The sequence below is a fragment of the Mumia xiangluensis genome, assembly GCF_010994095.1.
Classification (GTDB): Bacteria; Actinomycetota; Actinomycetes; order Propionibacteriales; family Nocardioidaceae; genus Mumia; species Mumia xiangluensis.
In genome coordinates this window covers 1,177,711-1,202,240 of record NZ_WJYO01000001.1, presented here as the reverse complement: position 1 = coordinate 1,202,240, position 24,530 = coordinate 1,177,711, and the positions used below count along the sequence as shown (strand labels likewise).

23 protein-coding genes and 1 tRNA gene are annotated in these 24,530 nt (G+C 69.3%); 12 read left to right on the top strand and 12 right to left on the bottom strand.

The window, feature by feature from the left end:
• The first annotated feature begins 3 nt into the window (after positions 1 to 3).
• Together GH747_RS05560 and GH747_RS05555 are read left to right on the top strand one after the other, a co-directional pair.
• Positions 4 to 2,208 (top strand): RNA degradosome polyphosphate kinase, encoded by a 2,205-nt coding sequence (locus tag GH747_RS05560; protein WP_149768499.1) that lies wholly within the window; start codon positions 4 to 6, stop codon positions 2,206 to 2,208.
• The gene (locus GH747_RS05555; RefSeq protein ID WP_149768498.1) at positions 2,205 to 3,122 is read left to right on the top strand and encodes an NUDIX hydrolase; all 918 of its coding nucleotides are present in this window, start codon (positions 2,205 to 2,207) and stop codon (positions 3,120 to 3,122) included. Before GH747_RS05560 ends, GH747_RS05555 begins: the two co-directional genes overlap by 4 nt.
• On the opposite strand, the gene GH747_RS05550 is transcribed toward GH747_RS05555, so the two are convergent.
• On the bottom strand, positions 3,031 to 4,269 hold the full coding sequence (locus tag GH747_RS05550) for an MFS transporter (RefSeq protein WP_149768497.1): 1,239 nt from the start codon (positions 4,267 to 4,269) through the stop codon (positions 3,031 to 3,033). The two genes, GH747_RS05555 and GH747_RS05550, sit on opposite strands and share 92 nt — an antisense overlap.
• 63 nt (positions 4,270 to 4,332) lie before the next feature.
• Between GH747_RS05550 and GH747_RS05545 the strand changes: the two genes are divergently transcribed.
• The 5 genes from GH747_RS05545 to pstB all read left to right on the top strand — a co-directional run bounded on the left by GH747_RS05545 (position 4,333) and on the right by pstB (position 9,061).
• Complete coding sequence (locus GH747_RS05545) at positions 4,333 to 4,719, top strand: MerR family transcriptional regulator (protein WP_149768496.1); 387 nt, start codon at positions 4,333 to 4,335, stop codon at positions 4,717 to 4,719.
• A gap of 150 nt (positions 4,720 to 4,869) precedes the next feature.
• Positions 4,870 to 5,967 carry a phosphate ABC transporter substrate-binding protein PstS gene (gene pstS / locus GH747_RS05540; RefSeq protein WP_149768495.1) on the top strand — a complete coding sequence of 366 codons (1,098 nt, stop codon included), beginning with the start codon at positions 4,870 to 4,872 and terminating at the stop codon, positions 5,965 to 5,967.
• An 88-nt stretch (positions 5,968 to 6,055) separates the two neighbouring features.
• Complete coding sequence (pstC, locus tag GH747_RS05535; RefSeq protein ID WP_228552784.1) at positions 6,056 to 7,021, top strand: phosphate ABC transporter permease subunit PstC; 966 nt, start codon at positions 6,056 to 6,058, stop codon at positions 7,019 to 7,021.
• Positions 7,022 to 7,106: 85 nt separating this feature from the next.
• The gene (pstA, locus tag GH747_RS05530; RefSeq protein WP_149768493.1) at positions 7,107 to 8,192 is read left to right on the top strand and encodes a phosphate ABC transporter permease PstA; all 1,086 of its coding nucleotides are present in this window, start codon (positions 7,107 to 7,109) and stop codon (positions 8,190 to 8,192) included.
• Positions 8,189 to 9,061 (top strand): phosphate ABC transporter ATP-binding protein PstB, encoded by an 873-nt coding sequence (gene pstB / locus GH747_RS05525; protein WP_240466104.1) that lies wholly within the window; start codon positions 8,189 to 8,191, stop codon positions 9,059 to 9,061. Before pstA ends, pstB begins: the two co-directional genes overlap by 4 nt.
• A 108-nt stretch (positions 9,062 to 9,169) precedes the next feature.
• Here the strand turns inward: pstB and GH747_RS05520 are convergent, their stop codons facing one another.
• The 4 genes from GH747_RS05520 to GH747_RS05505 form a co-directional block, all read right to left on the bottom strand.
• A complete protein-coding gene (locus GH747_RS05520; RefSeq protein ID WP_149768717.1) occupies positions 9,170 to 10,162 on the bottom strand; it encodes an inorganic phosphate transporter in 993 nt (330 codons plus the stop codon).
• 20 nt (positions 10,163 to 10,182) lie between these two features.
• Entirely contained in the window at positions 10,183 to 10,800 is a 618-nt protein-coding gene (locus GH747_RS05515; protein ID WP_149768492.1) for a DUF47 domain-containing protein, read from the bottom strand.
• Between the two features lie 127 nt (positions 10,801 to 10,927).
• Complete coding sequence (locus GH747_RS05510) at positions 10,928 to 11,095, bottom strand: hypothetical protein (protein ID WP_153816615.1); 168 nt, start codon at positions 11,093 to 11,095, stop codon at positions 10,928 to 10,930.
• A 211-nt stretch (positions 11,096 to 11,306) separates the two neighbouring features.
• Positions 11,307 to 12,722, bottom strand: a complete 1,416-nt coding sequence (locus GH747_RS05505) for a DUF2252 domain-containing protein (protein ID WP_149768491.1) — start codon at positions 12,720 to 12,722, stop codon at positions 11,307 to 11,309.
• A 73-nt stretch (positions 12,723 to 12,795) separates the two neighbouring features.
• On the opposite strand from GH747_RS05505, the gene GH747_RS05500 reads away from it, so the two are divergent.
• On the top strand, positions 12,796 to 13,299 hold the full coding sequence (locus GH747_RS05500) for a DUF6924 domain-containing protein (protein ID WP_149768490.1): 504 nt from the start codon (positions 12,796 to 12,798) through the stop codon (positions 13,297 to 13,299).
• A gap of 68 nt (positions 13,300 to 13,367) precedes the next feature.
• Here GH747_RS05500 and GH747_RS05495 read toward each other — a convergent pair.
• Positions 13,368 to 13,440, bottom strand: a tRNA-Lys gene (locus tag GH747_RS05495).
• A 367-nt stretch (positions 13,441 to 13,807) separates the two neighbouring features.
• On the opposite strand from GH747_RS05495, the gene bsh reads away from it, so the two are divergent.
• The 3 genes from bsh (at position 13,808) to GH747_RS05480 (ending at position 17,141) form a co-directional block, all read left to right on the top strand.
• Positions 13,808 to 14,755: a choloylglycine hydrolase gene (gene bsh / locus GH747_RS05490; protein ID WP_149768489.1), complete on the top strand. Its 948-nt coding sequence runs from the start codon at positions 13,808 to 13,810 to the stop codon at positions 14,753 to 14,755.
• 190 nt (positions 14,756 to 14,945) lie between these two features.
• Complete coding sequence (locus tag GH747_RS05485; protein ID WP_149768488.1) at positions 14,946 to 15,968, top strand: NAD-dependent epimerase/dehydratase family protein; 1,023 nt, start codon at positions 14,946 to 14,948, stop codon at positions 15,966 to 15,968.
• Positions 15,969 to 16,283: 315 nt separating this feature from the next.
• Positions 16,284 to 17,141: an alpha/beta hydrolase family protein gene (locus tag GH747_RS05480; protein ID WP_149768487.1), complete on the top strand. Its 858-nt coding sequence runs from the start codon at positions 16,284 to 16,286 to the stop codon at positions 17,139 to 17,141.
• 84 nt (positions 17,142 to 17,225) lie between these two features.
• Here the strand turns inward: GH747_RS05480 and GH747_RS05475 are convergent, their stop codons facing one another.
• Positions 17,226 to 17,813, bottom strand: a complete 588-nt coding sequence (locus GH747_RS05475; RefSeq protein WP_149768486.1) for a 5' nucleotidase, NT5C type — start codon at positions 17,811 to 17,813, stop codon at positions 17,226 to 17,228.
• Positions 17,814 to 17,952: 139 nt separating this feature from the next.
• Here GH747_RS05475 and GH747_RS05470 point away from each other — a divergent pair, with 139 nt between their 5' ends.
• On the top strand, positions 17,953 to 18,561 hold the full coding sequence (locus GH747_RS05470) for a pentapeptide repeat-containing protein (protein ID WP_163695301.1): 609 nt from the start codon (positions 17,953 to 17,955) through the stop codon (positions 18,559 to 18,561).
• A gap of 13 nt (positions 18,562 to 18,574) precedes the next feature.
• On the opposite strand, the gene GH747_RS05465 is transcribed toward GH747_RS05470, so the two are convergent.
• The 5 genes from GH747_RS05465 to GH747_RS05445 all read right to left on the bottom strand — a co-directional run bounded on the left by GH747_RS05465 (position 18,575) and on the right by GH747_RS05445 (position 24,520).
• Complete coding sequence (locus GH747_RS05465; RefSeq protein WP_149768484.1) at positions 18,575 to 19,582, bottom strand: sugar phosphate isomerase/epimerase family protein; 1,008 nt, start codon at positions 19,580 to 19,582, stop codon at positions 18,575 to 18,577.
• Positions 19,579 to 20,817, bottom strand: a complete 1,239-nt coding sequence (locus GH747_RS05460) for a Gfo/Idh/MocA family protein (protein WP_149768483.1) — start codon at positions 20,815 to 20,817, stop codon at positions 19,579 to 19,581. Before GH747_RS05460 ends, GH747_RS05465 begins: the two co-directional genes overlap by 4 nt.
• An 88-nt stretch (positions 20,818 to 20,905) precedes the next feature.
• Positions 20,906 to 21,955: a substrate-binding domain-containing protein gene (locus GH747_RS05455; protein ID WP_149768482.1), complete on the bottom strand. Its 1,050-nt coding sequence runs from the start codon at positions 21,953 to 21,955 to the stop codon at positions 20,906 to 20,908.
• A gap of 22 nt (positions 21,956 to 21,977) precedes the next feature.
• Positions 21,978 to 22,991, bottom strand: a complete 1,014-nt coding sequence (locus tag GH747_RS05450; RefSeq protein WP_228552783.1) for an ABC transporter permease — start codon at positions 22,989 to 22,991, stop codon at positions 21,978 to 21,980.
• Positions 22,988 to 24,520, bottom strand: coding sequence for a sugar ABC transporter ATP-binding protein (locus GH747_RS05445; RefSeq protein ID WP_149768481.1), 1,533 nt, complete (start codon positions 24,518 to 24,520; stop codon positions 22,988 to 22,990). The genes GH747_RS05450 and GH747_RS05445 overlap by 4 nt, the downstream gene beginning before the upstream one ends.
• Positions 24,521 to 24,530: the final 10 nt, after the last annotated feature.

Below are 24,530 nucleotides of genomic sequence, written 5' to 3'. Positions count from 1 at the left end.
GGAATGGCCGATGACTTTCCCGCAGGCGTCGGGGGCACCGTGACCGAGGACCAGCCCCAGTCGCCGGACTCGTTCGACGTGGACCCGCCCTTCGTCGATCACGAGCCCGACCTGCCAGAGGGCCGGTTCAGCGATCGCGAGCTGTCGTGGCTCGCGTTCAACCAGCGCGTGCTCGAGCTGGCCGAGGACCCGACGGTGCCGCTGCTCGAGCGGGTCCGCTTCGCGGCGATCTTCTCCGGCAACCTCGACGAGTTCTTCATGGTCCGCATCGCCGGCCTCAAGCGCCGCATCGCCACCGGCCTGGCATCACGGCGCGCGAGCGGCATGCAGCCGCGGGAGGTCTGGGGAGAGAGCCTCCAGACCAGCCACCAGCTGATGCGCCGACAGGGCGCGCTGCTCACCGACAGCCTCAAGGGCGCCCTCGACGAGCACGGCATCGCGCTGCTCCACTGGGACGACCTCGAGGACGACGAGCGGGCGGACGCCTCGGAGGTCTTCCGTACGCGCGTGTTCCCGGTCCTCACGCCGCTCGCGGTCGACCCTGCGCACCCGTTCCCCTACATCTCCGGCCTCTCGCTCAACCTCGCGGTCGTCATGCGGAACCCGGTCACCGGCAAGTCCCACTTCGCCCGCGTCAAGGTGCCGCCGATCTTCGACCGCTGGGTCCCGGTCGGCCCGCAGCGGTTCGTCCCGCTGGAGGAGGTCATCGCCGCACACCTGGACGCGTTGTTCCCGGGCATGGACATCGAGGCCCACCACACGTTCCGCGTCACCCGCAACGAGGACCTCGAGGTCGAGGAGGACGACGCCGAGAACCTCCTCAAGGCGCTCGAGCAGGAGCTGCTGCGACGCAAGTTCGGCCCGCCCGTGCGGCTCGAGGTCGAGGACACGATGGACGACCACGTGCTGGAGCTGCTCGTCACCGAGCTCGACATCACCCGCCACGAGGTGTTCGCGCTCCCGGCTCCGCTCGATCTCGCCAGCCTCCACCAGATCGCCGACCTGGACCGCCCCGAGCTCCAGTACGAGCCGTTCGTGCCGACGACCCACCCCGATCTCGCCGAGGTGGAGTCGGCCAGCCCCGTCGACATGTTCTCGGCGCTGCGCGACCGCGACGTCCTGCTGCACCACCCGTACGACTCCTTCGCGACCAGCGTCCAGCGGTTCGTCGAGCAGGCTGCCGCCGACCCGCAGGTGCTCGCGATCAAGCAGACGCTCTACCGGACGTCCGGGGACTCGCCGATCATCGACTCGCTCATCGACGCCGCCCGCGCCGGCAAGCAGGTGCTCGTCCTCGTCGAGATCAAGGCGCGCTTCGACGAGCAGGCCAACATCCGCTGGGCCCGCAAGCTGGAGCGGGCGGGCTGCCACGTGGTGTACGGCCTGCTCGGCCTCAAGACCCACTGCAAGCTGTGCCTCGTGGTCCGCGACGAGCCCGACGGGCTGCGGCGCTACGCGCACATCGGCACCGGCAACTACAACCCCAAGACCGCCCGCCTGTACGAGGACTACGGGCTGCTCACGACCAACACGGAGATCGCCGACGACCTCACGGACCTCTTCAACAACCTGTCCGGCTACTCCCGCCGCGAGTCGTACCGGCAGCTCATGGTCGCCCCGGCCGGACTCCGTCCAGGGATCGTCGAGCAGATCGAGCGTGAGATCGAGCACCAACGCGCGGGCCGCCCGGCCGGCATCCGCATCAAGGTCAACTCGATCGTCGACGAGGAGGTCATCGATGCGCTGTACCGCGCCTCGCAGGCCGGGGTGCCGGTGCAGTTGGTCGTCCGCGGCATCTGCGCGCTCCGCCCGGGCGTGCCGGGGATGAGCGACAACATCGTCGTACGCAGCGTCCTCGGCCGGTACCTCGAGCACAGTCGCGTGTTCTGGTTCGCCGACGGGGGCGAGCCGCAGGTGTGGATCGGCTCTGCTGACCTCATGCACCGCAACCTCGATCGCCGCGTCGAGGTGCTCGTCCGGCTCGACCGGCGCGAGCACATCGTCCAGATCGGGGCAATGCTCGACCTCGCCACGGACCCGACGACCGACGCCTGGAACCTCGGCGCCGACGGCACGTGGACGCGGCAGACGACCGACGACGCTCCGCTGGTGGACCTCCAGCACACGACCATCGCCCTGACGAGGGCGAGACGTGCACGCGCGCGGGCCGAGGCGAAGGACCGGGCAGCCTTCAGCGGGATCGTGTGAGCGCCCCCGCCCGGATGTCGGCCGGCGCCCTCGTGTGGCGCCCCGCGCACCCCGGCACGAAGCGCGAGCTCGAGGTGCTTCTCGTGCACCGCCCTCGCCACGACGACTGGACGGTCCCGAAGGGCACCGTCGAGCGTGGAGAGACACGGCCCGCCGCCGCCGTACGCGAGGTCGAGGAAGAGACCGGTGTCCTGGCCCGCCTCGGGGTCCCGCTGATCGAGCTGGAGTACGAGTTCGCCAAGGGCCGGCTCAAGAACGTCGCCTACTGGGCAGGGCGGCCGATCGGCGGCAACGCCGACGCGTACGTCCCGAACCGCGAGATCGACGCGGTCGCCTGGGTCCCGTTGCAGAAGGCTGCCAAGCACGTCTCGTACGACACCGACCGGATGGTGCTCGACGCCTTCCTCGAGCGGATGGAGGCCGGGAGCCACCGCTCGAGGACCCTGATCGTCGTCCGGCACGCGTCCGCCCGGTCGCGGTCCCACTGGCGCAAGGACGCCCTGGCACGACCTCTGACGGCCGAGGGGAAGCGGGACGCGCACCGGCTGAGGTCCCTTCTCGCCGCCTATGCCGTGCGCCACGTCCACTCCAGCGGCGCACTGCGGTGCGTCCAGACCGTCGCTCCGTATGCCGATGCCGCCAACCGGTCGATCACCGTCGACCACCGCCTCGACGAGCCGCGAGACGGCGGTCCGGTGAAGAACCGTCCCATCGCCGAGGCGATGGCGGAGGATCTCGCCCGCAAGCAGCCCGTGGCGGTGTGCGGGCACCGAACCGTCATCCCGCGGATGCTCGCCGCGGCCGGCGTCGACGCCGAGTCGGTCAGCGCCGATCCGCTGGCTCCGGCCGGGCTGGTGGTCGTGCACCATCGGCGGGGCGAGGTCCACGCGGTCGAGCACCACGCACCGCACTGATCGTCAGACCGAGAGCGGCGAGCCCGATCTGCACGGCCGCGACCGGCGCGAGCCATCCCACGCCCACCTCCTGGAGGAGCCACGCGCCCGATGCGGCTCCGGCAGCGATCCCGATGTTCAGCGCCGTCACGACGACGGCGCCCGCCGTGCCACGGCTGCGTTCGGAGGCGATCCGCATGATCGTCGCCTGGAAGACCGGCGGGAAGAGTCCGATCATCACGCCCCAGACGCCGATGACGATGAGCGCCACGACGACGCTGCGATCGACCGCCACCAGCGCCAGCGCGGTCGCGGCGAAGACGACAGCGGTCGCCGGCAGCGCCGTACGCGGGTAGCGGTCGGAGAGCGGACCGGCGATCGCCAGGCCGAGCGCCCCGGTCGCCCCGAACAGCGCGAGGATCCCGCCGAGCGCAGCGGCGTCGAAGCCGGCGACGTCGGTGACGATCGGCGCGACGAAGGTGAACAGCTGGAAGTGGCCGACGAGAACGAGGGCGCCGAGCGTCGCGGTGACGACGACGGGGACGAGCGTGCCGTCGCGTACGGGGCGGGAGTCGTCGGACGTGGGGGCGACAGCCGGAGCCGTGCTCGCGGCGGCTGACGGCAGCACGCGGACGAGGGCCCATGCCGCGACGCCGAGCAGGACGCCCGCCCCCACGAGCACCGCGCGCCAGCCGGCGACGCCCGCCAGCGCCGTACCGAGGGGGACGCCCACCACCCCTGCGGCGGTCGGTCCGACGAGGACGACCGACACCGCGCGACCGAGGTGACGCTCGTCGACCAGCGACGCCGCGTACGGGACCAGGAGCGACCACAGCAGTCCGTGGCCCGCGGCGCCCACGACGCGCGCCACCACCAGCACCCCGTACGCCGGCGCGAAGGCCGCCAGCAACGCTGCCCCGGCGCTGACCAGCACCGCGACGACCATCACCGTCCGACGCGGGAGGCGTCGGGTCGCCCGCTCGAGCGGCAGGCTCAGGGCCGCCACGGTGAGCGCCCACGCCGTCACCAGCAGTCCGATCCGTCCTTCAGAGACGCCGAGCTCGTCGGCCATCATCGCGAGCAGCCCTGCGGGGAGCAGCTCGACCGTCACCGTTGCGAACGCCGCACCCGCGAGCGTCACCAGCGCTATCCATGTCTTTCGTGTCATGATCGGACCGTAGACGTTGACATCTGTGTCAAGGTCAAGCCGAATCCAGAAGGAGCTCGTTCTATGCGCGTCGGAGAGCTGGCGGACCGCACCGGGGTCGCCCCGCGGATGCTCCGCTACTACGAGGAGCAGGGGCTGATCGCATCGACCCGTCAGGACAACGGGTATCGGGCCTTCGAGGAGGCAGACGTGGAGCGCGTGCGCACCGTCCGCAGCCTGATCGCCTCAGGCCTCCCGACCCGCCTCGTGCGGGTCGTCCTCGACATCGAGGCGCTCGCTGACGACGAGCGTTCACCTTCGTGCAGCACGGCGTTCGCCGAGATGCTGTACGGCGAGCTGACCACCCTCAACGACAAGATCGCCTGCCTGACGAAGAGCCGGGACACCGTGCGCCACTACCTCGAACACACCGAGCACAGCGCCCTCGTGGGCGCCGCAGAGCCCGTCTGACCACGGAAGACTCGCCGCGGCTGCCCGAACTCGTCAGGCAGCGTTCACCTCGGGTTCACCTGCGTCCGCCTACCGCTTCACCTCTGCTGCCTAACGTCGCCGTCGAAAGCACAGATCTGACACGACGTTTCCCAGAGAGGGAAGAACACAGTGAACCGCAACAAGCTCCGCGCTGCCGCCCCCCTGGCGCTCGCAGCGACCGTGGCCCTGGGCCTGTCCGCCTGCGGCGCAGACAACGAGGCCGGCGCGGACGACAACGCCACTTCCAGCTCGCTGAGCGGCACGCTCAACGGAGCCGGCGCCAGCTCGCAGGAGGCAGCCGTCGGTTCGTGGCAGCAGGGCTTCCAGACCGCGAACCCCGACGTGACCGTGAACTACGACCCGGCCGGCTCCGGCGCGGGCCGTGAGCAGTTCATCGCCGGCGGCACCGACTTCGCAGGCTCCGACGCCTACCTCGACGACGAGGAGCTGGCCAAGGCCGAGGAGCGTTGCGCCAGCGACGTCATCGAGGTCCCCACCTACGTCAGCCCGATCGCCGTCATCTTCAACCTCCCCGGCGTGGACGCGCTGAACCTCTCGCCCGACACGCTCGGCAAGATCTTCGCCGGCACGATCACCACCTGGGACGACGCCGCGATCAAGGCCGACAACCCGGACGCCGACCTCCCGTCCTCGAAGATCACGCCCGTCCACCGCTCGGACGACTCGGGCACCACGGAGAACTTCACCGCCTACATGGCGGCAGCGGCTCCGGAGTCCTGGACCGAGGGCGAGGTCGAGACCTGGCCGATCAAGGGCGGCGAGGGCGCGCAGGGCACGTCCGGCGTCGTCGCAGCCGTCCAGGGTGGCGAGGGCACGATCGGCTACGCCGACGCCAGCCAGGCCGGCGAGCTCGGTGTCGCCTCGCTCAAGGTCGGTGACGAGTTCGTCGGCCCGAGCCCGGAGGCGGCCGCCAAGATCCTCGAGGCGTCCGCGCCGCTCGAGGGCCGCGGCGACACGCACATCGTCATGGACATCGACCACAAGACGACCGAGGCCGGCGTCTACCCGGCCGTCCTGGTGTCGTACCAGATCGCGTGCCTGCAGTACGACGACGAGGCCAAGGCTGACCTCGTCAAGGGCTGGATGACCTACGTCGCCAGCTCTGACGGCCAGCAGGCAGCCGCCTCGGGCGCTGGCTCCGCGCCGCTCACGAGCGCTCTCGAGGAGCGCATCTCGGGCATCGTCGAGGGCATCTCGGCGAAGTGATGCTCCTGCGGGTGGCACCCCGAATCGGGGGATCGGTGTGCCGCCCGCAGGTATGCCCCGTCCGACTTCACCACCAGAGGACCACTCAGTGACCGACACCTCCACACCGTCCCCACCACGGGGTGCTGCCGAGCAAGGCCCTGCGAAGCGCCGGCTCGCCGACCGCGTGTTCCTGGGACTGTCGAAGGGCGCCGCTCTGGCGATCGTCGCGATCCTCGCCGGGGTCGCGATCTTCCTGACCGCCGAAGGAATCCCCGGCATCACCGCCTCGCCTGACGAGGTCAAGAGCGGCGAGACGTTCCTGGCCTTCGTGCTGCCGCTCGTCTTCGGCACGCTGTGGAGCGCGACGCTGGCGCTCGTGATCGCTCTGCCGCTCGCGGTGGCGGTCGCGCTCTTCGTGACCTACTACGTCCCGCGCCGGCTCGGCCACACCCTCGGCTACGTGATCGACCTTCTCGCCGCCGTGCCCTCGGTCGTCTTCGGGCTCTGGGGCATGCGCGTGCTCGCCGGGAAGCTCGTCGGTCCGTACGAGTGGCTCGAGGCGCACCTCGGCTTCCTCCCGTTCTTCGCGGGCCCCGCTTCCGCGACCGGCCGCACGATCCTCACGGCGGGGATCGTGCTCGCCGTGATGATCATGCCGATCATCACCGCGATCGCTCGCGAGGTCTTCCGCCAGACGCCGGTCCTGCTCGAAGAGGCAGCCCTCGCGCTCGGCGCGACCCGCTGGGAGATGATCCGGACGGTCGTCCTGCCCCACGGCCGCTCGGGCATGATCGGCGGCGCGATGCTCGGCCTCGGTCGCGCGCTCGGCGAGACGATGGCCGTCGCGATGGTTCTCTCCGCGTCCGGTGTCGTGACGTTCAACCTGATCAGCTCGACGAACCCGAGCACCATCCCCGCCAACATCGCGCTGCAGTTTAACGAGGCCTCCGGGCTCACCGTGAACGCGCTCATCGCGTCCGGCCTGGTGCTCTTCGTCATCACGTTCGCGGTCAACTTCGCCGCACGCGCCATCGTGAACCGGCGCAAGGAGTTCTCGGGAGCCAACGCATGAGCGCGAGGAACCGCAGCGGAGGTACGCCGAGGTACGAGGCGTGCCGCAGCGAGGTACCGCAGCGCTCAGGCAAGGAAGGCATCGCATGAGCACGACCGCACCCCCGGCACCGAAGCGCGACGACGCTCCTGCGCAGCTGCGCAGCTGGCACCACCCGCAGCTGCCTCGGCGCTCGGGCCTGGCCGCCCTCGTCATCGCCGTCGTCCTCACGTCCGCGCTTCACGCGGGCATCGGCCTGGCCCTCGTCCCGGCGATCCTGGCCGGATGGGCAGTCGTCGTCATCGGGCTCCCGGTCCTCTCGTACGCCGTCGAAGGCCGACGCAAGGCGTTCGACCGGTTGATCACCGTCATCGTCTCGAGCGCCTTCGCGCTGGCGATGATCCCGCTCGTGTCGATCCTGTGGACCGTCCTCAAGAACGGTCTGCCGGTCCTCACTCCGGAGTTCTTCTCCTACTCGATGCGCAACGTCGTGGGCGAGGGCGGTGGCATCTACCACGCGATCTGGGGCACGGTCCTCATCACCGCGGCCACGGCCGTGATGTCGGTGCCGCTCGGCCTGCTCACCGCGATCTACCTCGTCGAGTACGGCGGCGACGGTCGCCTCGCGAAGACCATCCGCTTCCTCGTCGACGTCATGACGGGCATCCCGTCGATCGTCGCCGGCCTCTTCGCGTACGCCCTCTTCGTGGTGTTCTTCGGACCCGGCGTCCGGATGGGGATCGCCGGTGCGGTCGCGTTGACGGTGCTGATGACGCCGGTCGTCGTCCGCTCGTCGGAGGAGATGCTCCAGCTCGTGCCGAACGAGCTGCGCGAGGCGGCGTACGCGCTCGGTGTCCCCCGCTGGCGGACCATCGTCAAGGTGGTGCTGCCGACCGCGATGGCAGGCCTGGTCACCGGCATCACGCTGGCGGTCGCCCGCGTCATCGGTGAGACCGCGCCGCTCCTCATCACCGTCGGGATCACCGACTCGACGAACTTCAACCTGTTCGACGGACGCATGGCGACGCTGCCGGTGTTCACCTACAGCTCCATCATGAGCCCCGGCGTCCCGCCGGAGCCCTCCATCGCACGGGCCTGGGGTGCCGCACTCGTGCTGATGCTGATCGTCATGGTTCTCAATCTCGTGGCGCGCCTCGTGACCTACTTCTTCTCTCCCAAGGACAAGCGATGAGCATGCGATCCGTACTCCGCGACTCCGTCCCGACGACGGCTGCCCGCACCACGTCCGCGACCGCGGCCGACGGTCCGGCCTCGCGCCGGCCGGCCATCGGCATCGATGTCGAGGACCTCGACATCTACTACGGCGACGTCCACGCCGTCCGCGGCATCACGCTCGCCATCCAGGCGCAGTCGGTCACCTCGATCATCGGCCCGTCGGGCTGCGGCAAGTCGACCTTCCTCCGGTCGCTGAACCGCATGCACGAGGTCGCCCCGGGCGCCCGCGTCGAGGGCACGGTCCGGGTCGACGGACGTGACCTGTACGCCCCCGGCGTCGACCCGGTGCTCGTGCGCCGGGAGATCGGGATGGTCTTCCAGCGCCCCAACCCGTTCCCGACGATGTCGATCAAGGACAACGTCCTCGCGGGCGTACGCCTGAACGGCACCCGCCTCAAGAAGGACGAGGCCGACACGATCGCCGAGCGGTCGCTGCGCGGCGCCAACCTGTGGGACGAGGTCAAGGACCGGCTCAACCGGCCCGGCGCCGGCCTCTCGGGCGGTCAGCAGCAGCGCCTGTGCATCGCCCGCGCGATCGCCGTCGAGCCGCAGGTCCTCCTCATGGACGAGCCGTGCTCGGCGCTCGACCCGATCTCGACGAGCGCGATCGAGGACCTGATCGGCCAGCTCAAGGACGAGTACACGATCGTGATCGTCACCCACAACATGCAGCAGGCCGCCCGCGTGTCCGACGAGACGGCGTTCTTCAACCTCGCCGGCGTCGGCGAGCCGGGTCAGCTCATCGAGTCAGGGCCGACCACGAAGATCTTCTCCAACCCGGACAACCCGTCGACCGAGGCCTACATCACCGGCCGCTTCGGCTGATCCCTGAAGCACTGGTGATCCCCAAACACGAAGGGCGCCCATCCGACGCGGGGGTCGGTGGGCGCCCTTCGTACGATCTCGCCTGCTGGGAAGCAAGGCGCGAGGCGGTTACGGCAGGAACAGCGCGCAGATCCAGTAGGTGATCGCGGCGACGGTGGCCGCGGCCGGGATCGTCACGATCCAGGCGGTCACGATGCCGCGAGCGACACCCCAGCGGACCGCGCTGAACCGCTTGGTCGCGCCCGCGCCCATGATCGACGACGTGATGGTGTGGGTCGTCGAGACGGGAGCGTGGAGCCCGATCGCCATCACGTAGAGGACGGATGCAGCAACCGCCTCCGAGGCGAAACCGCGAGCCGGGTCGAGGTGGATGATCCGTCGGCCGAGCGTCCTCATGATGCGCCAACCACCGGAGTACGTGCCGAGCGAGATCGCGGCCGCAGCGCTGACCATGACCCAGACCGGGATGTCGTCGCCTTCGGTGACGTAGCCGCCCGCGAGGAGCGCGAGGAACATGACACCCATCGTCTTCTGGGCGTCCTGGAGGCCGTGGCCGAGGGCCATCGCCGCCGCGGACACGGTCTGCGCGAGCCGGAAGCCGCGCATCGTCCGCTGCGGGTTGCGGTTCTTGAAGATCCACATGATCGACAGCATGAGCAGGAACGCGCCGCTGAAGCCGATCAGCGGTGAGACGACCATCGGGATCGCGACCTTGTCGACCACGGTTGTCCAGTTGACCGTGCTCGCCGAGGCGACACCGGCCCCGACGAGGCCGCCGATCAGGGCGTGCGACGAGGAGGACGGGAGCCCGAAGTACCAGGTGATGAGGTTCCAGACGATCGCGCCGACGAGTGCGGCCAGGACCACGGTGAGTCCGTGGTTGCCCTCCCCCTCGACGCCTTCGGAGATGATGCTGCCGACGGTGTCGGCGACCTCCGTCCCGAGGAACGCGCCGATGAAGTTCATGATCGCGGCCATGACGAGTGCGATCCGTGGGGTGAGCGCACGGGTGGACACCGACGTCGCGATCGCGTTGGCCGCGTCGTGGAAGCCGTTGGTGTAGTCGAACGCGAGGGCGAGGGCGACGACGCCGATCACCATGAGCAGGGTGAGATCCACCCTCAGGACTCCTTGACTGCGATCTGCTCGACCGTGTTGGCCACGGACTCGAGGGCGTCGACGGCATCCTCGAGGGACTCGACGACGTCCTTGAGCTTGAGGACCTCGAGCGCCTTGTACTCGCCGGAGAAGAGCTTGGCGAGGATGCGACGGTAGTCGCGGTCGGCCTGGTTCTCGAGACGGTTGATCTCGATCCAGTACTCGGCGAGGTCGGTCATGGTCCGCAGCCGCGGCATGGCCTCGGCGGTCAGCTCACAGCCGCGCTGGATGACCTCGACCATCGACGCCATGCGCGACGGAAGCGCGTCGAGCTCGTAGAGCACGACCAGGTCGCCGGCCTCGTCGATGAAGTCCATGACGTCATCGAGGCTGCTGGCGAGCTTGTAGATGTCCTCACGGTCGAACGGCGTCACGAAGGTCTGGTTGACGCGGTTGATGATCGCGTGGGTCGTGTCGTCGGCGGCGTGCTCGACCTCACTGAGCTGCTTGGCGATCGCGTCACGGTCGGACGACTCGTCGAGCATCTTCGCAAGCAGGTTCGCGCCGTCCACGAGGTGGCCGGCAAGTTCGGTGAAGAGATCGTAGAACGATGTATCAGCCGGTCGGAATTTCAACCGCACGACAAGACTCCCGTCAGGGGTGGGGTAAGGCCGGGTCAATGGTAGGTCCTGGGTCCCCACCACGCGCATCTCACCCTACGCGTGCGCGTGCGCGCGCGTGAGCCACCTCACGTTCATCTGGAGGTGGTCACGCGACGCTGCGGCGCGGGCGCACTCCGAGAATCTCGTCGACAACGTGCTGGCTCAGGCGCCCCGAGGCTGCCGACGCCGCGATCATCAGGTTGCTCGTCATCTCGATCTCGTCGAGCACGTCCTGATCACGGAGACGGACGTCCAGTGGTTCGGGCGATGCCACCACGGTCTCCTTCGCGCGTCGTCGAACAGCAGTTCATATTCAGGTTACGGGTTCGGCGGTGGTTGCGTACCTCGGATCGACGAATCGGCGGAAAGACGACGGATGCAGGTCTCAAAACCTCCAGCCATGCCGCCGATCCCCCGTCATTCGACCTTGAGACGACGACATCCGTTGCATATCTCGACCGGTCGATCGAAAACGTACCTCCTGCTCAGACACCGGTCGTGGCAGCGCAACGCCCGTCCTCGACCGCTCGGCGGAGTGCAGCGCAGTCCCGCTCGTTCTGGTCGGCGTACGCCTCGGCGAAGTCGACGAGCGCACGGTCGGCGCGGTCGCTGGACCCGAGGTAGGACGCGATCGCGATCCGGTCGCCGGACCGGGCGTGGGCGCGAGCGAGGACCGCACCGCAGAGGCTCCCGTAGACCACCATCGCGTGCGGGCTCATCGCCGCGGGATCCCAGGACCCCTTCCAGTCGCGCAGCTGGCGGATGTAGTAGTCGCGCAGCTGGCCGTCGATGCCTTCGGCCCGGTGCCAGCCCAGGAAGATGTCGCCGCTGGCCTGCATCAAGCGCTGTCCCTCGACCACCCGTTGCCCCTGGTTGTCGAACTGGCTGGCCTCCGCGTACGGCGCGAGGACCGAGGCCTGCGCCTCCTTGGCCTGGAGCAGCAGCACGTCCTCGTCGTCGCGACCCGTCATGAGGATGATCCATGCGCGGGTGCCGACGCTGCCGACTCCGACCACCTTCCGAGCCAGGTGGACGTAGCGGAAGGACTCGAGGACGTACCGGGACTCGAGGCTGAGGGTCTGGCGGTAGTCGTTGATCATCTCGTGCATCGCGCCGCTGACACGAGCCGCCTCGTCGGCCGACCCCAGCATCTCCATCGGCTCGATCAGCGGCGGGTCGTGGACGATCCGTCGCTGCCCGTCCACGACCCGGGTGAGGCGGGACGCCGCCCGCGAGCTGTCCTGCGCCATCGCCTTCGTCACGACCTTCTCCGCCTGCGCGAAGTCCTTCGGCGTCAGCATCTGCTTCATGACGGGCATGTGCTTCTGCACCGTCGAACGGGAGTACCAGACCTCGAGGTTCGGCTTCTCCGCGAAGTCTCGCATCGTCGTCCGATAGCCGGCCGCCGCTGCGCGCACGATGCGGCGCCGATCCTTCCGCCCGAACCCGTTGTTCCTTCCGGCGATCTCCAGGCTCGCGGTCAGCCGTTTGACGTCCCACTCCCACGGTGCCGGCAGCGTTTCGTCGAAGTCGTTGAGGTCGAACACGAGGGTGCGCGCCGGCGAGGCGTAGAGCCCGAAGTTCGAGAGATGGGCGTCGCCGCACGCCTGGACGGTGATGCCCGACGTCGGGCTCGCCGCGAGGTCGGCAGCCATGATCGCCGCAGCGCCTCGGTAGAAGGCGAACGGCGACGCCAGCATCCGGCCGTACCGGATCGGGACGAGATCCTGGATCCGCGAGACGGCCTGCGACTCGAGCAGCTGGACGGGGTCGAACCTGTCTGCCGGCGGATCCCACTCCGCCAGCCGCGAGCGCGGCACCTCGCGGCGCGCGGCCGCTCCGCGCTCTCTGCGCTCCTCGACGGTGGGGTGCTGTCGCACGCCGCTTCGTGTGGTCGTCACGACGCCAGCATCGCGCAGACGCGCGTGGTCGGCCCGATCATTGTGGGCCCCGTGGCTGCGATAATCGCCCGTCGTGGACCTCTCAATCCTGGCCGACACGTTCGAAGCCTGCGGCACTCCCTTGCTGCGTACCGACTTCGCTGATGACGAGGCTTGGAGTCGCGTGATCGCAGAGGTGACGCAGCCGACCGACTTCGGCGGTTCTTCGGACGGCACCTACACGCCCAACGTCACTGCGTTCGACCACCCAGAGTTCGAGGGTGCCACGGGGGACACGCTCGTGAGGGCCTCCGCCGCGCTCTACCGTCGACTCAGTGGATTCATCGTCGTGGCGGACGCTCGCTCCATGCACGAGGCAGCTAGCGGCGCTGAGCTGACCGTTGCGTACGTGGACCTCTCCGTCGAGGGGGACGTGGACCCGAAGATGTCGGAGTCGTTCGGCCGCACGTTCAGGTGCGCAGTTCGCGAGTTCGGTTCCGTCGAGTCCAATCTCGCGATCGCGAACATGGACTTCCGCGACTTCGCGGACAATGTGCAGTCCGACGGCGTCTTCCGTGGCTTCGGGGCGAGCGGGTAGGACGCGGCTGACTGAGCTGCCCGCCGCCGCCCCGCCCGACGACGAGGACGTGGGGGGTCCGAACTCTGTGGGCCCCGTGGGGATCGAACCCACAACCCGCGGATTAAAAGTCCGCTGCTCTGCCAATTGAGCTAGAGGCCCGGGGGATCAGGAACTAGTCGGGAGAACCCTCGGGACAGCTCCCGTGTGGTTCAGGGGCCCGATGCGGCTGATCCTGGCGCCCAGTATGACGGACAGCGGCGGCTCTCCGTCGGCTGGTCGCCTGCGAGGCGCTCCTCAGTCTGCGTCGAAGCGGGCCTGGACTCCGGCGGGTCGACGTGGGCGCGTCGGCATCGGTGCGATCGGCCCCCGACCGGCGTGCGCCACCGCATCGACGTGCCGATCGCGGCGCCCCGGGCCAAGATCGAGGAGCGGAACTACTCGTGGCCCGACTGGCTCGGGCGTACGGGACGAGCGAGGCCGACGGCGGGCGTTCATGCAGCGCCGTCGCACAGCAGGGGGAAGCGACATGTGTACGAGCATCAGGTTCTCGGACGGCAGCAGCAATCTCTATCTCGCACGCAACCTCGACTGGACGAGCGGTTACGGGGAGCGCGTGGTGCTTACGCCCACCGGGTACGCCACGAGATCGCCGTTCGGCGCGGTTCCGCGTATCGGGCACGCCGTGATCGGCATGGGCATCGTCGAGGAGGACACGCCGCTGTACTTCGACTGCGGGAACGACGCGGGCCTGGCCGTTGCCGGCCTCAACTTCCCGGGCTACGCGAGCTACGCACAGGAACCGGTCGAGGGTGCGACGAACGTCGCCGCCTTCGAGTTCCCGCTCTGGGTGGCCTCCCAGTTCACCAAGGTCGACGACGTCGAGGCCGCACTCGGCGATGTCGTCATCGTCGACAGGCCGATCAACGAGAAGTACCCGAGCTCGCTGCTCCACTGGATCATCGGCGACTCGACGCGCGCCATCGTGGTGGAGTCCACGAGCGACGGCATGCAGGTCTTCGACGACGACGTCGACGTCCTGGCGAACCAGCCCGGCTTCGCGTGGCACCACGAGAACCTTCGCAACTATCTCAATCTGTCGCCCGAGTTCCCCGAGGAGATCGTGCTCGGGCGGGCACATCTGAGCCCGTTCGGCTCGGGGTCGCACATGCGCGGGGTCCCCGGCGACTACTACTCGCCGTCCCGGTTCGTGCGTGCGGCCTATGTCAACACGCACTACCCGGACAAGGCGACCGAGGAGGAGAACGTGAGCCGCGCGTTCCACACGCTGCAGCAGGTGGCGATGGTGGACGGCTGCGCGGCCATGGGCTCGGGCGAGTTCGAGAAGACCATCTACACCGGGCTCTTCTCGTCACGGACGACGACCTACTACTGGAACACGTACGACGACCCGGCGATCCGCAGCGTCGCGATGGCCGACCACGCGCCCGACGGGACGAACCTCGTCCTCGTCTAGGCGCTACGACCCTAGACCTGACAGATCCCGGGGGTACCCGGCGTCCCGTCGAGCACCTCTCCGAACTCCCGGATCCGCTGTTTCGAGTCACGCCGGCCGCCGCCGGCTCGAGCAGGTAGCGCCGGGAGGCGGGCCTCGGTTTGACCGTCCGGCCGCGCGGGTACCCCTCGACGGTCGGAGGGAGCAGCTCGTGCGCGTAGCAGTGACCGGTGCCAGTGGGAATGTCGGCAGTGCACTGCTGCGGGAGCTCGGCAGTCGCGGCCACGACGTCATCGCTGTGGCGCGTCGCGTCCCGGACGGCCTCCAGGATGTCGAAGACGCCGACATCGCGTCGGTGCGGTGGCACGCCGCCGACGTCGGGCGGGACAACCTGGACCCAGCCCTCGAAGGCTGCGACGCGCTCGTCCATCTGGCCTGGATGTTCCAGCCGACCCACGACCCCGACCGGACCTGGGAGGCCAACGCCGTCGGGACGCGGAGGGCCCTGCACTCGGCGGCACGGAGCCGGGTCCCGATCGTCATCTCCGCGTCCTCGATCGCTGCGTACTCGCCGGCGGTCGACGACGAGCCGGTCGACGAGACCTGGCCGACCGATGGCCCGTCCTCCGCGGCGTACTGCCGAGAGAAGGCGTACGCCGAGCGCCTGCTCGATGCCCTCGAGGCGGAACGACCCGACCTCCGGGTGGTGCGCATGAGACCTGCCTTCGTGTTCCAGCGCTCCGCGGCCTCCGAGCAACGACGGATCTTCGGAGCGCCTGCCCTGCGGCCGTGGATGCTCGACCGTCGTTTCATCCCCGCGGTGCCCGTCCCGCAAGGTCTGCGGCTGCAGGCCGTGCACACCGGCGACCTGGCCCGCGCGTACGCCCAGGCGCTCGAGCGACCGGTCCACGGCGCGTTCAACATCGCCGCAGACGACGTGCTGCGACGCGAGGACCTGGGACGCATCCTCGACGCCAGGACGGCCGAGGTCCCTCGGCGACTCGTGCGGGCAGCCGTCGAAGCCGCCTGGCGGGCGCGGCTGGTCGGTGCACCGGGCGACCTGTACGACGCGCTGATGCGTCTTCCGGTCATGTCGACCGCGCGCGCCAAGGAGGAGCTCGGGTGGCAGCCGCAGCACTCCGCCGCCGACGCGTTGGAGGCGATGATCAGCGGTGCGCGGTCAGGAGCCGGCTCAGGGATGCCGCCCCTCCATCCCGACCCCACGTTTCCCTGACTCGCGTCGTCGCGTGGTGGCCGCGCCGGCGCGCCAAAGTGACCCGTCTCACAGGCGCTCAGAAGTTGACCGGACAACTATCGGCATAGCAATTCCCCGGCATAACAGTGTTCGGTCAACTGCCTGTTCTGCGAGAGAATCTTTCCTTCCCTTCGCGGTAAGCAAGCGCTTAGTCACCTCGTCACCGGCCGTGACAAAAAGTCCTCCGGGTTTGTTGCGGGGTATGTCTCAGAGTCGTTAACGTCCCGTGCCACCCAGCGGCAACCTCGACCGTCGAGGCGTTCTCGGAGCCGCAGAACGAGAAGGAGAACGAGGATGTTGAAGCATCTCGCGGTCAGGATCGTGGCCCCCCTCGCGATCGTGGCCCTCCCCTTTGTCGGCGTCACCGCACCAGCGGCGAACGCGGTCGAGAACGGTCCCGCCCCCACTCCCTCGAACATCTTGGGCAACGGCTCCTACAGCGTGAGCAACACCTCGGTGTCGAGCCTGCTCGTCACCGGCTTCGGTGGCGGCGACATCTACTACCCGTCGACGGGTAGCGGCTACGGAGCCGTCGTCTTCTCACCCGGCTTCACGGCGTACGCCAGCATGTACTCCGGCCTCGCACGGCGCGTCGCCTCCCACGGGTTCGTGGTGATGGTCATCGACACCAACACCACGCTCGACCAGCCCGACAGCCGTGGCCGTCAGATCCTCTCCGGGGTCACCTACCTCACCCAGCGCAGCTCGATCCGCACCCGGATCGACACCTCCCGGGTCGCGGTCGCCGGTCACTCGATGGGTGGCGGCGGCACGCTCTATGCCGCGGAGAACGGTGGCTCGAACATCAAGGCCGCCGTCGCGCTCCAGCCCTGGCACACCGACAAGACCTGGGGCGGCATCGACATCCCGACGATGATCATCGGCGCACAGGGCGACACGATCGCGCCGGTCGGCTCTCACTCCGAGTCGTTCTACGGCACCCTGTCCGGCGCCCCCGAGAAGGCGTACGCCGAGCTCTCCGGTGAGGACCACCTGGCCGCGAACACCAACCCCAATGACCAGGGTGCGCTGATGGTCAGCTGGCTCAAGCGCTACCTCGACAACGACACGCGCTACTCGTCGATCCTCTGCCCGCTGCCGTCGACCGTCTCGACGCAGCTCTCGGAGTACCGCAACACCTGCCCGGCCTGATCTGCGGACCGGTCCCCCTCCCGACAGCGACGCCCCGGCAACCTCCCGCCGGGGCGTCGCCCGTCCGGTCGTCAGACGTCGCCGTCAGGCTGTGGCGACCTCGTCGACGATCTGGGCGTACGCAGCGAGGGAGGTGACGCGGCGGCGCACGCAGGCCGGGTCCTGGTTGTGGGACGCGTCCATGAGCACGCCGACGGCACCGGCAGCGCAGATCGCATCGACGTTCTCAGGACGGTCGTCGATGTAGACGTCGGTCGGCACGGCCGTCTTGTCGGTCTCGAAGTCGAGCGTCGTGAACGCGATGCCGTGCTGGTCGAGCCAGCGCCGCGTCGAGCTCATAAGGACGTCGTTGACGCCGTAGCTGTCGTCGTAGCGGCGAGCGGTCACGATGTGGACGGTGTGACCGGCGTCCACGAGACGGCGCGTGACCTCCGAAGCGCCCGCGATCGGCGCGCCGTACGAGTGGAGGAGGCCGCTGCGTGCGGCTGCCACGGCGTGGTCGAGGAACTCGCGCTCCTCGGCGATGCCCCACTCGGGCCCGAAGGCGTAGCGCGTCGGGTCAGGCATCCGGTCGACCGTCCAGCCCTGGGTCGTGTGGAGGTGGTGCCGGAAGGTCTCGACCCATGGGTACAGCACCTCGTCGACGTCGAACCCCACCCGCAGCTTCCTCATGAGGAGATTCCTACCAGGGCGCTCTGACGCGGTCCCCGCCTACGACCTGACCGGCCCCGGTCCCGGATTCGTTGTCGGTCCTCGTCCGTACGCTGCGAGGACGCGCGCCGGCGACGTCGGCCTACCGAGAGGATCACCTGTGGGCACGACACGTCGGACGACCCGCGCACCACAGCTGGACCCGCTCCCCGTCGAGCACCTCGAGGACGGCGCCGTCGAGGAGATCAGGCCGTCGGCAGACCTCGAGAGCCAGGCGTTCCGTGACCTCACGGTCGACACCGTGGACCTCGCAGGCGCGCGGTTGCGCGAGTCGCTCCTCGAACGCGTCAACGTCGCCGTCCTGCGAGGACCGCGTGCGGTGCTGCGCGACGTCCGGATCGACGGGGGCCGGATCGGGTCGGCCGACCTGTACGACAGCGAGTGGGACTCCGTACGGATCACCGGGTGCAAGCTGTCCTTCGTCAACCTCCGAGGAGCGAAGCTGCGCGACGTGGTCTTCGAGGACTGCGTCATCGACGAGCTCGACCTGGTGCAGGCGACCGCGGTCCGCGTGAGCTTCGCCGGATGCACGATCGCGCGCCTCGACGTCCAGCACACCGCGTCGACCGACGTCGACCTCCGGGGCGCCGAGCTTCGCGAGATCGTCGGCGTGACGTCGCTGCGAGGGATGACGATCAGCCCGCTCCAACTCGCCTTGCTGGCTCCCCTGCTCGCCGACTCGCTCGGGATCCGCGTCGAGGACGCCTGATCCCGAGCGCCGGCTACTCCTTCGTGCTGAACGCCGCGTCGAACGCAGCCTCCGGCGCGTCGAACAGGTTGGCCTTCACGAACGCCAGGGCCTCAGGTGCACCGAGGAGGCGGTCCATGCCGGCGTCCTCCCACTCGATCGAGATCGGCCCCTCGTAGCCGATCGTGTTGAGCATCCGGAAGCACGCCTCCCACGGCACGTCACCACGCCCGGTCGACACGAAGTCCCAGCCGCGCCGCGGGTCCGCCCAGGCGAGGTGCGACCCGAGCCGGCCGTTGCGTCCGTTGCCGACCTGCTTCTTCGCGTCCTTGCAGTCGACGTGGTAGATCCGGTCCTTGAAGTCCCAGAGGAACCCCAGCGGGTCGAGGTCCTGCCAGACGAAGTGCGAGGGGTCCCAGTTGAGCCCGAACGCCTCGCGGTGGCCGATCGCCTCCAGCGTGCGGACGGTCGTCCAGTAGTCGTACGCGATCTCGCTCGGGTGGACCTCGTGCGCGAACCGCACGCCCTCGGAGTCGAACACGTCGAGGATCGGGTTCCAGCGGTTCGCGAAGTCCTCGTACCCGGCATCCACCAGCTCCTGGCTCGCCGGCGGGAACATCGCGACGTACTTCCAGATCGACGAGCCGGTGAACCCGACCACGGTGTCGACGCCGAGCATCCGTGCCGCACGCGCGGTGTTCTTGAGCTCCTCGGCGGCCCGCTGCCGGACGCCCTCGGCATCGCCGTCACCCCAGATGCGGTCCGGCAGCATGTCGCGGTGCCGCTGGTCGATCGGGTCGTCGCAGACCGCCTGGCCCTTCAGGTGGTTGGAGATCGCGTAGACCTTCAGCCCGTACTTGTCGAGCAGGTCGAGCTTCGCCTGGACGTAGCCGTCCTCCTCGACCGCGGCCCACGGGTCGAAGTGGTCGCCCCAGCATGCGATCTCGAGACCGTCGTAGCCCCACCCGGACGCCAGCCGCGCGACCTCCTCGAACGGCAGGTCGGCCCACTGGCCGGTGAAGAGCGTGATCGGTCGCGTCATGATGCCTCTCCTTCTCGCGCCGCGGGCGCACCTGCTCGTACGGTGACCGCGTCGTGCGGCACCTTCTGCTGACGGGAGTCGTCCTCAGAGCTCGCCTCGACCGCAGCGAGGACGCGCTGCACGGCGAGCCCGTCGGCGAACGACGGGGTCGGCTGCTCGCCGGCCGCGATGGCCCTGACGATGTCGACGACCTGGTGGGTGAAGCCGTGCTCGTAGCCGAGCCCATGACCGGCCGGCCACCACGCGTCGACGTACGGGTGGCTGGCCTCGGTCACGACGATCCTCCGGAAGCCTGCGGTCTCCGCCGGCTCCGTCGCGTCGTAGAACCGGAGGATGTTCATCTCCTCGAAGTCGAAGGCCAGCGCGCCGTCGGAGCCGCTGACCTCGATCCTCATCGCGTTCTTGCGACCCGTCGCGAAGCGGGTCGCCTCGAAGACGCCGAGCGCCCCGTTGTCGAAGCGCGCGGTGAAGGCCGCCGCGTCGTCGACCGTCACCGGGCCACGCTCGGCGGACGCGCTGCCGCTGCCCCCGAGCGTCGCGTGCTCGCCTGCGACCGGGCGGCTGTCGACGAAGGTCTGCAGCACACCGCTGACCGACGTGATCGACGCGCCGGTGACGAACTGCGCCGCGTCCACGACGTGCGCTCCGATGTCCCCGAGTGCACCGGAGCCCGCGAGGGACTTGTCGAGCCGCCAGGTCAGAGGGCTGTCGGGATCCACCAGCCAGTCCTGGAGGTACTGGCAGCGGACGTGGTGGATGGTGCCCAGCCGACCTTCACGGACGAGCTGGCGCGCGTACGACAGCGCGGGCGTACGGCGGTAGGTGAAGCCGACCATCGCGAAGACGCCCTCGGCGGCGGCCTCCGCAGCCGCGGCGGCCATCTCCTCGGCCTCCTCGACCGTGTTGGCCAGCGGCTTCTCGCACATCACGTGCTTGCCGGCCCGGAGCGCGGCCACGGCGATCTCGACGTGCGTGCTGCCCGGCGTGCAGATGTCGATCAGGTCGATGTCGTCGCGCTCGATCAGCGCGCGCCAGTCCGTCTCGACCGACTCCCAGCCGAACCGCTCGGCCACGACGCCCGCAGCGGACTCGTCACGACCGCACAACGCGGTGAGACGGGGCTTCAGCGGGAGGTCGAAGAAGGAGGGTGCGGTGCGCCAGGCCTGGGAGTGCGCCGCGCCCATGAAGGCGTAGCCCACCTGGCCGACGCGGAGCTCGCGAGACGTGTCTGACATGAGAATCCTTCGGTCCGAGGGGGAGCGTCTGCGCTGGGTGCGGTGCGCCCCGCCCCGAAGGGGTCGGAGCGAAGCGCACCGCCGTCTGTCAGGACTCGAACGCGGAGTCCATGTACTGGTCGACGTTGTCCTTGGTCACGATCGGCGCCGCCAGCTGGATCTTGCGCGGCACCTCGACCTCGGCCAGGTCCGACATCGACTTGCCCTGCGCGATGAGGCGCGCGAGCTTGATGCCGTCGGCACCCTGCGTGGACGGGTAGATGACCGTGGCCTTGAGGACCGTGTCGTCGGCCTCGATGGAGCGCATGACGTTCGCCGAGCCGGCGCCGCCGATCATCACGAACTCGTCGCGGCCGGCGTTCTCGATGGCGGCCAGGACGCCGACGCCCTGGTCGTCGTCGTGGTTCCAGAGGTAGTCGATCTTCGGAGCAGCCTGAAGCAGGTTCGCGGCAGCGCGCTCACCGGACTCGACCGTGAACTCGGCCGCGACCCGGTTGGAGACCTTCAGACCGCAGTCCTCCAGCGCGTCGGCGAAGCCCTGCGAACGGTCCTGCGTCAGCGGGAGCGAGTCGATGCCCGCGATCTCCGCGACCACGGCGTCGGTGTTGCCGTCGGCCTGCTCGCAGACGTAGCGGCCGGCGGAGACACCCATGCCGTAGTTGTCGCCGAGGATGGTCGTCCGGGCGGCGAACGGCGAGTCGAACTCACGGTCGACGTTGATCACCGGGATGCCTGCCTCCATCGCACGGGTGGCGACGTCGGTCATCGCAGCACCGTCGAACGGCAGGAGCACGATCGCGTCGACCTTGTCGTTGATGAAGGTCTCCACCTGCGAGATCTGCAGGTTCACGTCGTTCGTGCCCTCGGCGTTGACCAGCTCGACGTCCTCGAACGCCTCCGCCTGCTCGACGGCGGCGCTGGAGATCGCGCCCATCCAGCCGTGGTCGGCCGCCGGGGCCGAGAAGCCGATGGTGACCGTGTCGCCGGCCTCGGCGTTGTCGCCGGAGCCGGTGTTGGAGACGTTCGCTGTGTCGTCGTCTCCGTCGGAGCTGTTCGTACAGGCCGTCAGTGCCAGGCTGGCTGCGGCGGCGACGCCGGCGAGGGCCAGCAGCCGGCGGCGCGGGGTGGTGGTGGACATGCCGTCTCCTCGTGGGGTGGTGTTAGGTGCTGCTGCGGTTCGCCAGACGCTGCTGGAGGAGCACAGCGACGACGATGATCACGCCCTTGGCGACGGCCTGGACGGACGTCGACAAGTTGTTGAGCGTGAAGACATTGGTGAGGGTGGTGAAGATCAGGACCCCCAGGAGGGTCCCGATCACGGTGCCGCGGCCGCCACTGAGCAGCGTGCCGCCGATGACGACCGCCGCGATGGCGTCGAGCTCCCACATGAGGCCGTGGGTGGACGAGCCCGTCTGCGTCCTCGACATGAGCATCACGGCAGCCAGGCCGCACGTGGCGCCCAGCAGGGCGTACAGGTAGACCGTGTGCCGCTGGACCTTGATGCCGGCGAGGCGCGCGGCCTCGGGGTTGCCGCCGACAGCGAAGGTCCGCCGGCCGAAGGTCGTGCGGTTGAGCAGGAACCAGCCGACGATCACGACGATCGCGAAGATGTAGACGATCACCGGGACACCGAACGGCCGGGCGCCGAGCGCGTCGCGGAAGCCCTGGTCGCGGATGATCTGCGTCTTGCGGTCGGCGATGATCTCGGCGAGCCCACGGGCGCTGGCCAGCATCGCGAGGGTCGCGATGAACGGCACGATCTTGCCGTAGGCGATGAGGAGGCCGTTGATCACGCCGCACGCGATACCGACGCCGATCGCCGTCGTCACGATGACGATCCAGCCGACGCTCTCCGCCATCGCCTGGGTGCCGGTCGTCGACGCCCACACCGAGGCGAGCGCGACGATCGCACCGACCGAGAGGTCGATGCCGCCGCCGGTGATGACGAACGTCATGCCGATCGCCACGACGCCGATCGCCGAGGCCAGGCTGAGCACGGTGATGATGTTGTTGGTGCTCGCGAACCGGTCGCCGGCGGTGATCAGGCCGACCCCGCACAGGATGACCAGGGCGACCACCAGGCCGAGGTTGCGGGCGACTCCCATCGAGCCCGCCCGCTTTGCGGGGGCGGCCTCCGTCGTCTGGGTGTCTCCGGTCACCGATGGGGTACTCACGCGGCGTCACCTTCCGATTCGTGACTTGACTCGTTGCTGGCGAGGATGCGGTCGAGGACGTTGTGGGCGTCGATCTCGGCCGACGGGCCGGAGTGCACGACCCGCCCGTCCGCGACGACGAGGACGCGGTCGGACAGACCGAGGACCTCGTCGATGTCGCTGGAGACCACGACCACGGCGAGCCCCTCGTCGGCGAGGGTGCGGATGAGCGTGTAGATCTCGCTGCGGGCCCCGACGTCCACACCTCGGGTCGGCTCGTCGAGCAGCAGCACGCGGCACGACCTGAGCAGCCACCGCGCCAGGACGACCTTCTGCTGGTTGCCGCCGGACAGCGTCCGGACGACGCGGTCGGGATCGTCGGGGCGTACGTCGACGGTGCGGGACGCCTCGTGCGCGGCGCTGCGCTCGGCGGAGTCGCGGGTCGCGCCGAAGCGCGAGAACCGCGGCAGGCTCGCGAGCGAGATGTTGCGGTAGACCGCCTCGTCCAGCACCAGACCCTGCGACTTGCGCTCCTCGGGGCAGAGGCCGAGACCGGCGGCGACCGCGGCATCGACGGAGCCGCGACGCAGGGTCCTGCCGTCCACGGTCACCGTGCCGCGATCGGCCCGGCGCGCGCCGTACACAGTCTCGACGATCTCGCTGCGGCCGGCGCCGACGAGGCCCGCGAGGCCGACGATCTCGCCGGGGCGGACCGAGAACGAGACGTCCTCGAACTCGTCCGTGCGACCCAGGCCGTCGACGACGAGCAGGGGCTCGGCGTCGGGCAGCGGGGTCGTACGGCGTGGGTACTCGGCGGACACCTCACGGCCGGTCATCAGCGCGATGAGCTCGGACGTGGGGGTCTCGCGGGCCGGGAGGTCTGCGGCGACGGTGCGGCCGTCCTTGAGCACCGTGAGCCGGTCACCGATCCGGCGGATCTCCTCGAGGCGGTGGGAGATGTAGACGATCGCCTTGCCGGAGGCGCGGAGGTCCTCGATCACGCGGAAGAGCCCGCCGACCTCGTCGGGGTCCAGGACGGCCGACGGCTCGTCCATGACGATGACCTGCGCCTGGCGCGACAGAGCCCGCGCCATCGACACGATCTGCTTGCCTGCTGCCGACAGGCTGCCCGTCTCGCGGGAGGGGCGGATCTCGGGGTGGCCCAGCGACACGAGGAGCTCGCGGGCGGCGCGGTTGGAGTCGGACACGCGGGAGAAGCCGAAGCGGCTCCGCTCGTGGCCGAGGAAGATGTTGTCGGCCACGCTCAGCCCGTCGACGAGGTCGAGCTCCTGGTAGATCGTGGCGATGCCTGCGGCCAGCGCTGCCTGGGGATCGGCGAAGTGAGCGTGCTCGCCGTCCATGACGATCTCGCCCTCGTCGGGCTGGTAGGCGCCCGCGAGGACCTTGATGAGGGTCGACTTGCCGGCACCGTTCTGGCCGAGGAGACAGTGGACCTCACCCGCACGGACGACGAGATCGACACCGTCGAGCGCCCGCACACCGGGGAACTCTTTGACGATGCCTGTCAGCTGAAGCAATGGGGCTGGCATGGGCGTGATG

Coding starts and splice junctions, on each gene's coding strand:
- GH747_RS05475 (WP_149768486.1), bottom strand. CDS start 17,813: ATGAGGAAGCTGCGGGTGGGGTTCGACGTCGACGAGGTGCTGTACCCA.
- pstA (WP_149768493.1), top strand. CDS start 7,107: ATGAGCACGACCGCACCCCCGGCACCGAAGCGCGACGACGCTCCTGCG.
- GH747_RS05455 (WP_149768482.1), bottom strand. CDS start 21,955: ATGTCCACCACCACCCCGCGCCGCCGGCTGCTGGCCCTCGCCGGCGTC.
- GH747_RS05480 (WP_149768487.1), top strand. CDS start 16,284: ATGTTGAAGCATCTCGCGGTCAGGATCGTGGCCCCCCTCGCGATCGTG.
- GH747_RS05550 (WP_149768497.1), bottom strand. CDS start 4,269: ATGACACGAAAGACATGGATAGCGCTGGTGACGCTCGCGGGTGCGGCG.
- GH747_RS05520 (WP_149768717.1), bottom strand. CDS start 10,162: ATGGTGATCGGCGTCGTCGCCCTCGCCCTCGCGTTCGACTACACCAAC.
- pstB (WP_240466104.1), top strand. CDS start 8,189: ATGAGCATGCGATCCGTACTCCGCGACTCCGTCCCGACGACGGCTGCC.
- GH747_RS05460 (WP_149768483.1), bottom strand. CDS start 20,817: ATGTCAGACACGTCTCGCGAGCTCCGCGTCGGCCAGGTGGGCTACGCC.
- GH747_RS05465 (WP_149768484.1), bottom strand. CDS start 19,582: ATGACGCGACCGATCACGCTCTTCACCGGCCAGTGGGCCGACCTGCCG.
- GH747_RS05545 (WP_149768496.1), top strand. CDS start 4,333: ATGCGCGTCGGAGAGCTGGCGGACCGCACCGGGGTCGCCCCGCGGATG.
- bsh (WP_149768489.1), top strand. CDS start 13,808: ATGTGTACGAGCATCAGGTTCTCGGACGGCAGCAGCAATCTCTATCTC.
- GH747_RS05445 (WP_149768481.1), bottom strand. CDS start 24,520: ATGCCAGCCCCATTGCTTCAGCTGACAGGCATCGTCAAAGAGTTCCCC.
- GH747_RS05560 (WP_149768499.1), top strand. CDS start 4: ATGGCCGATGACTTTCCCGCAGGCGTCGGGGGCACCGTGACCGAGGAC.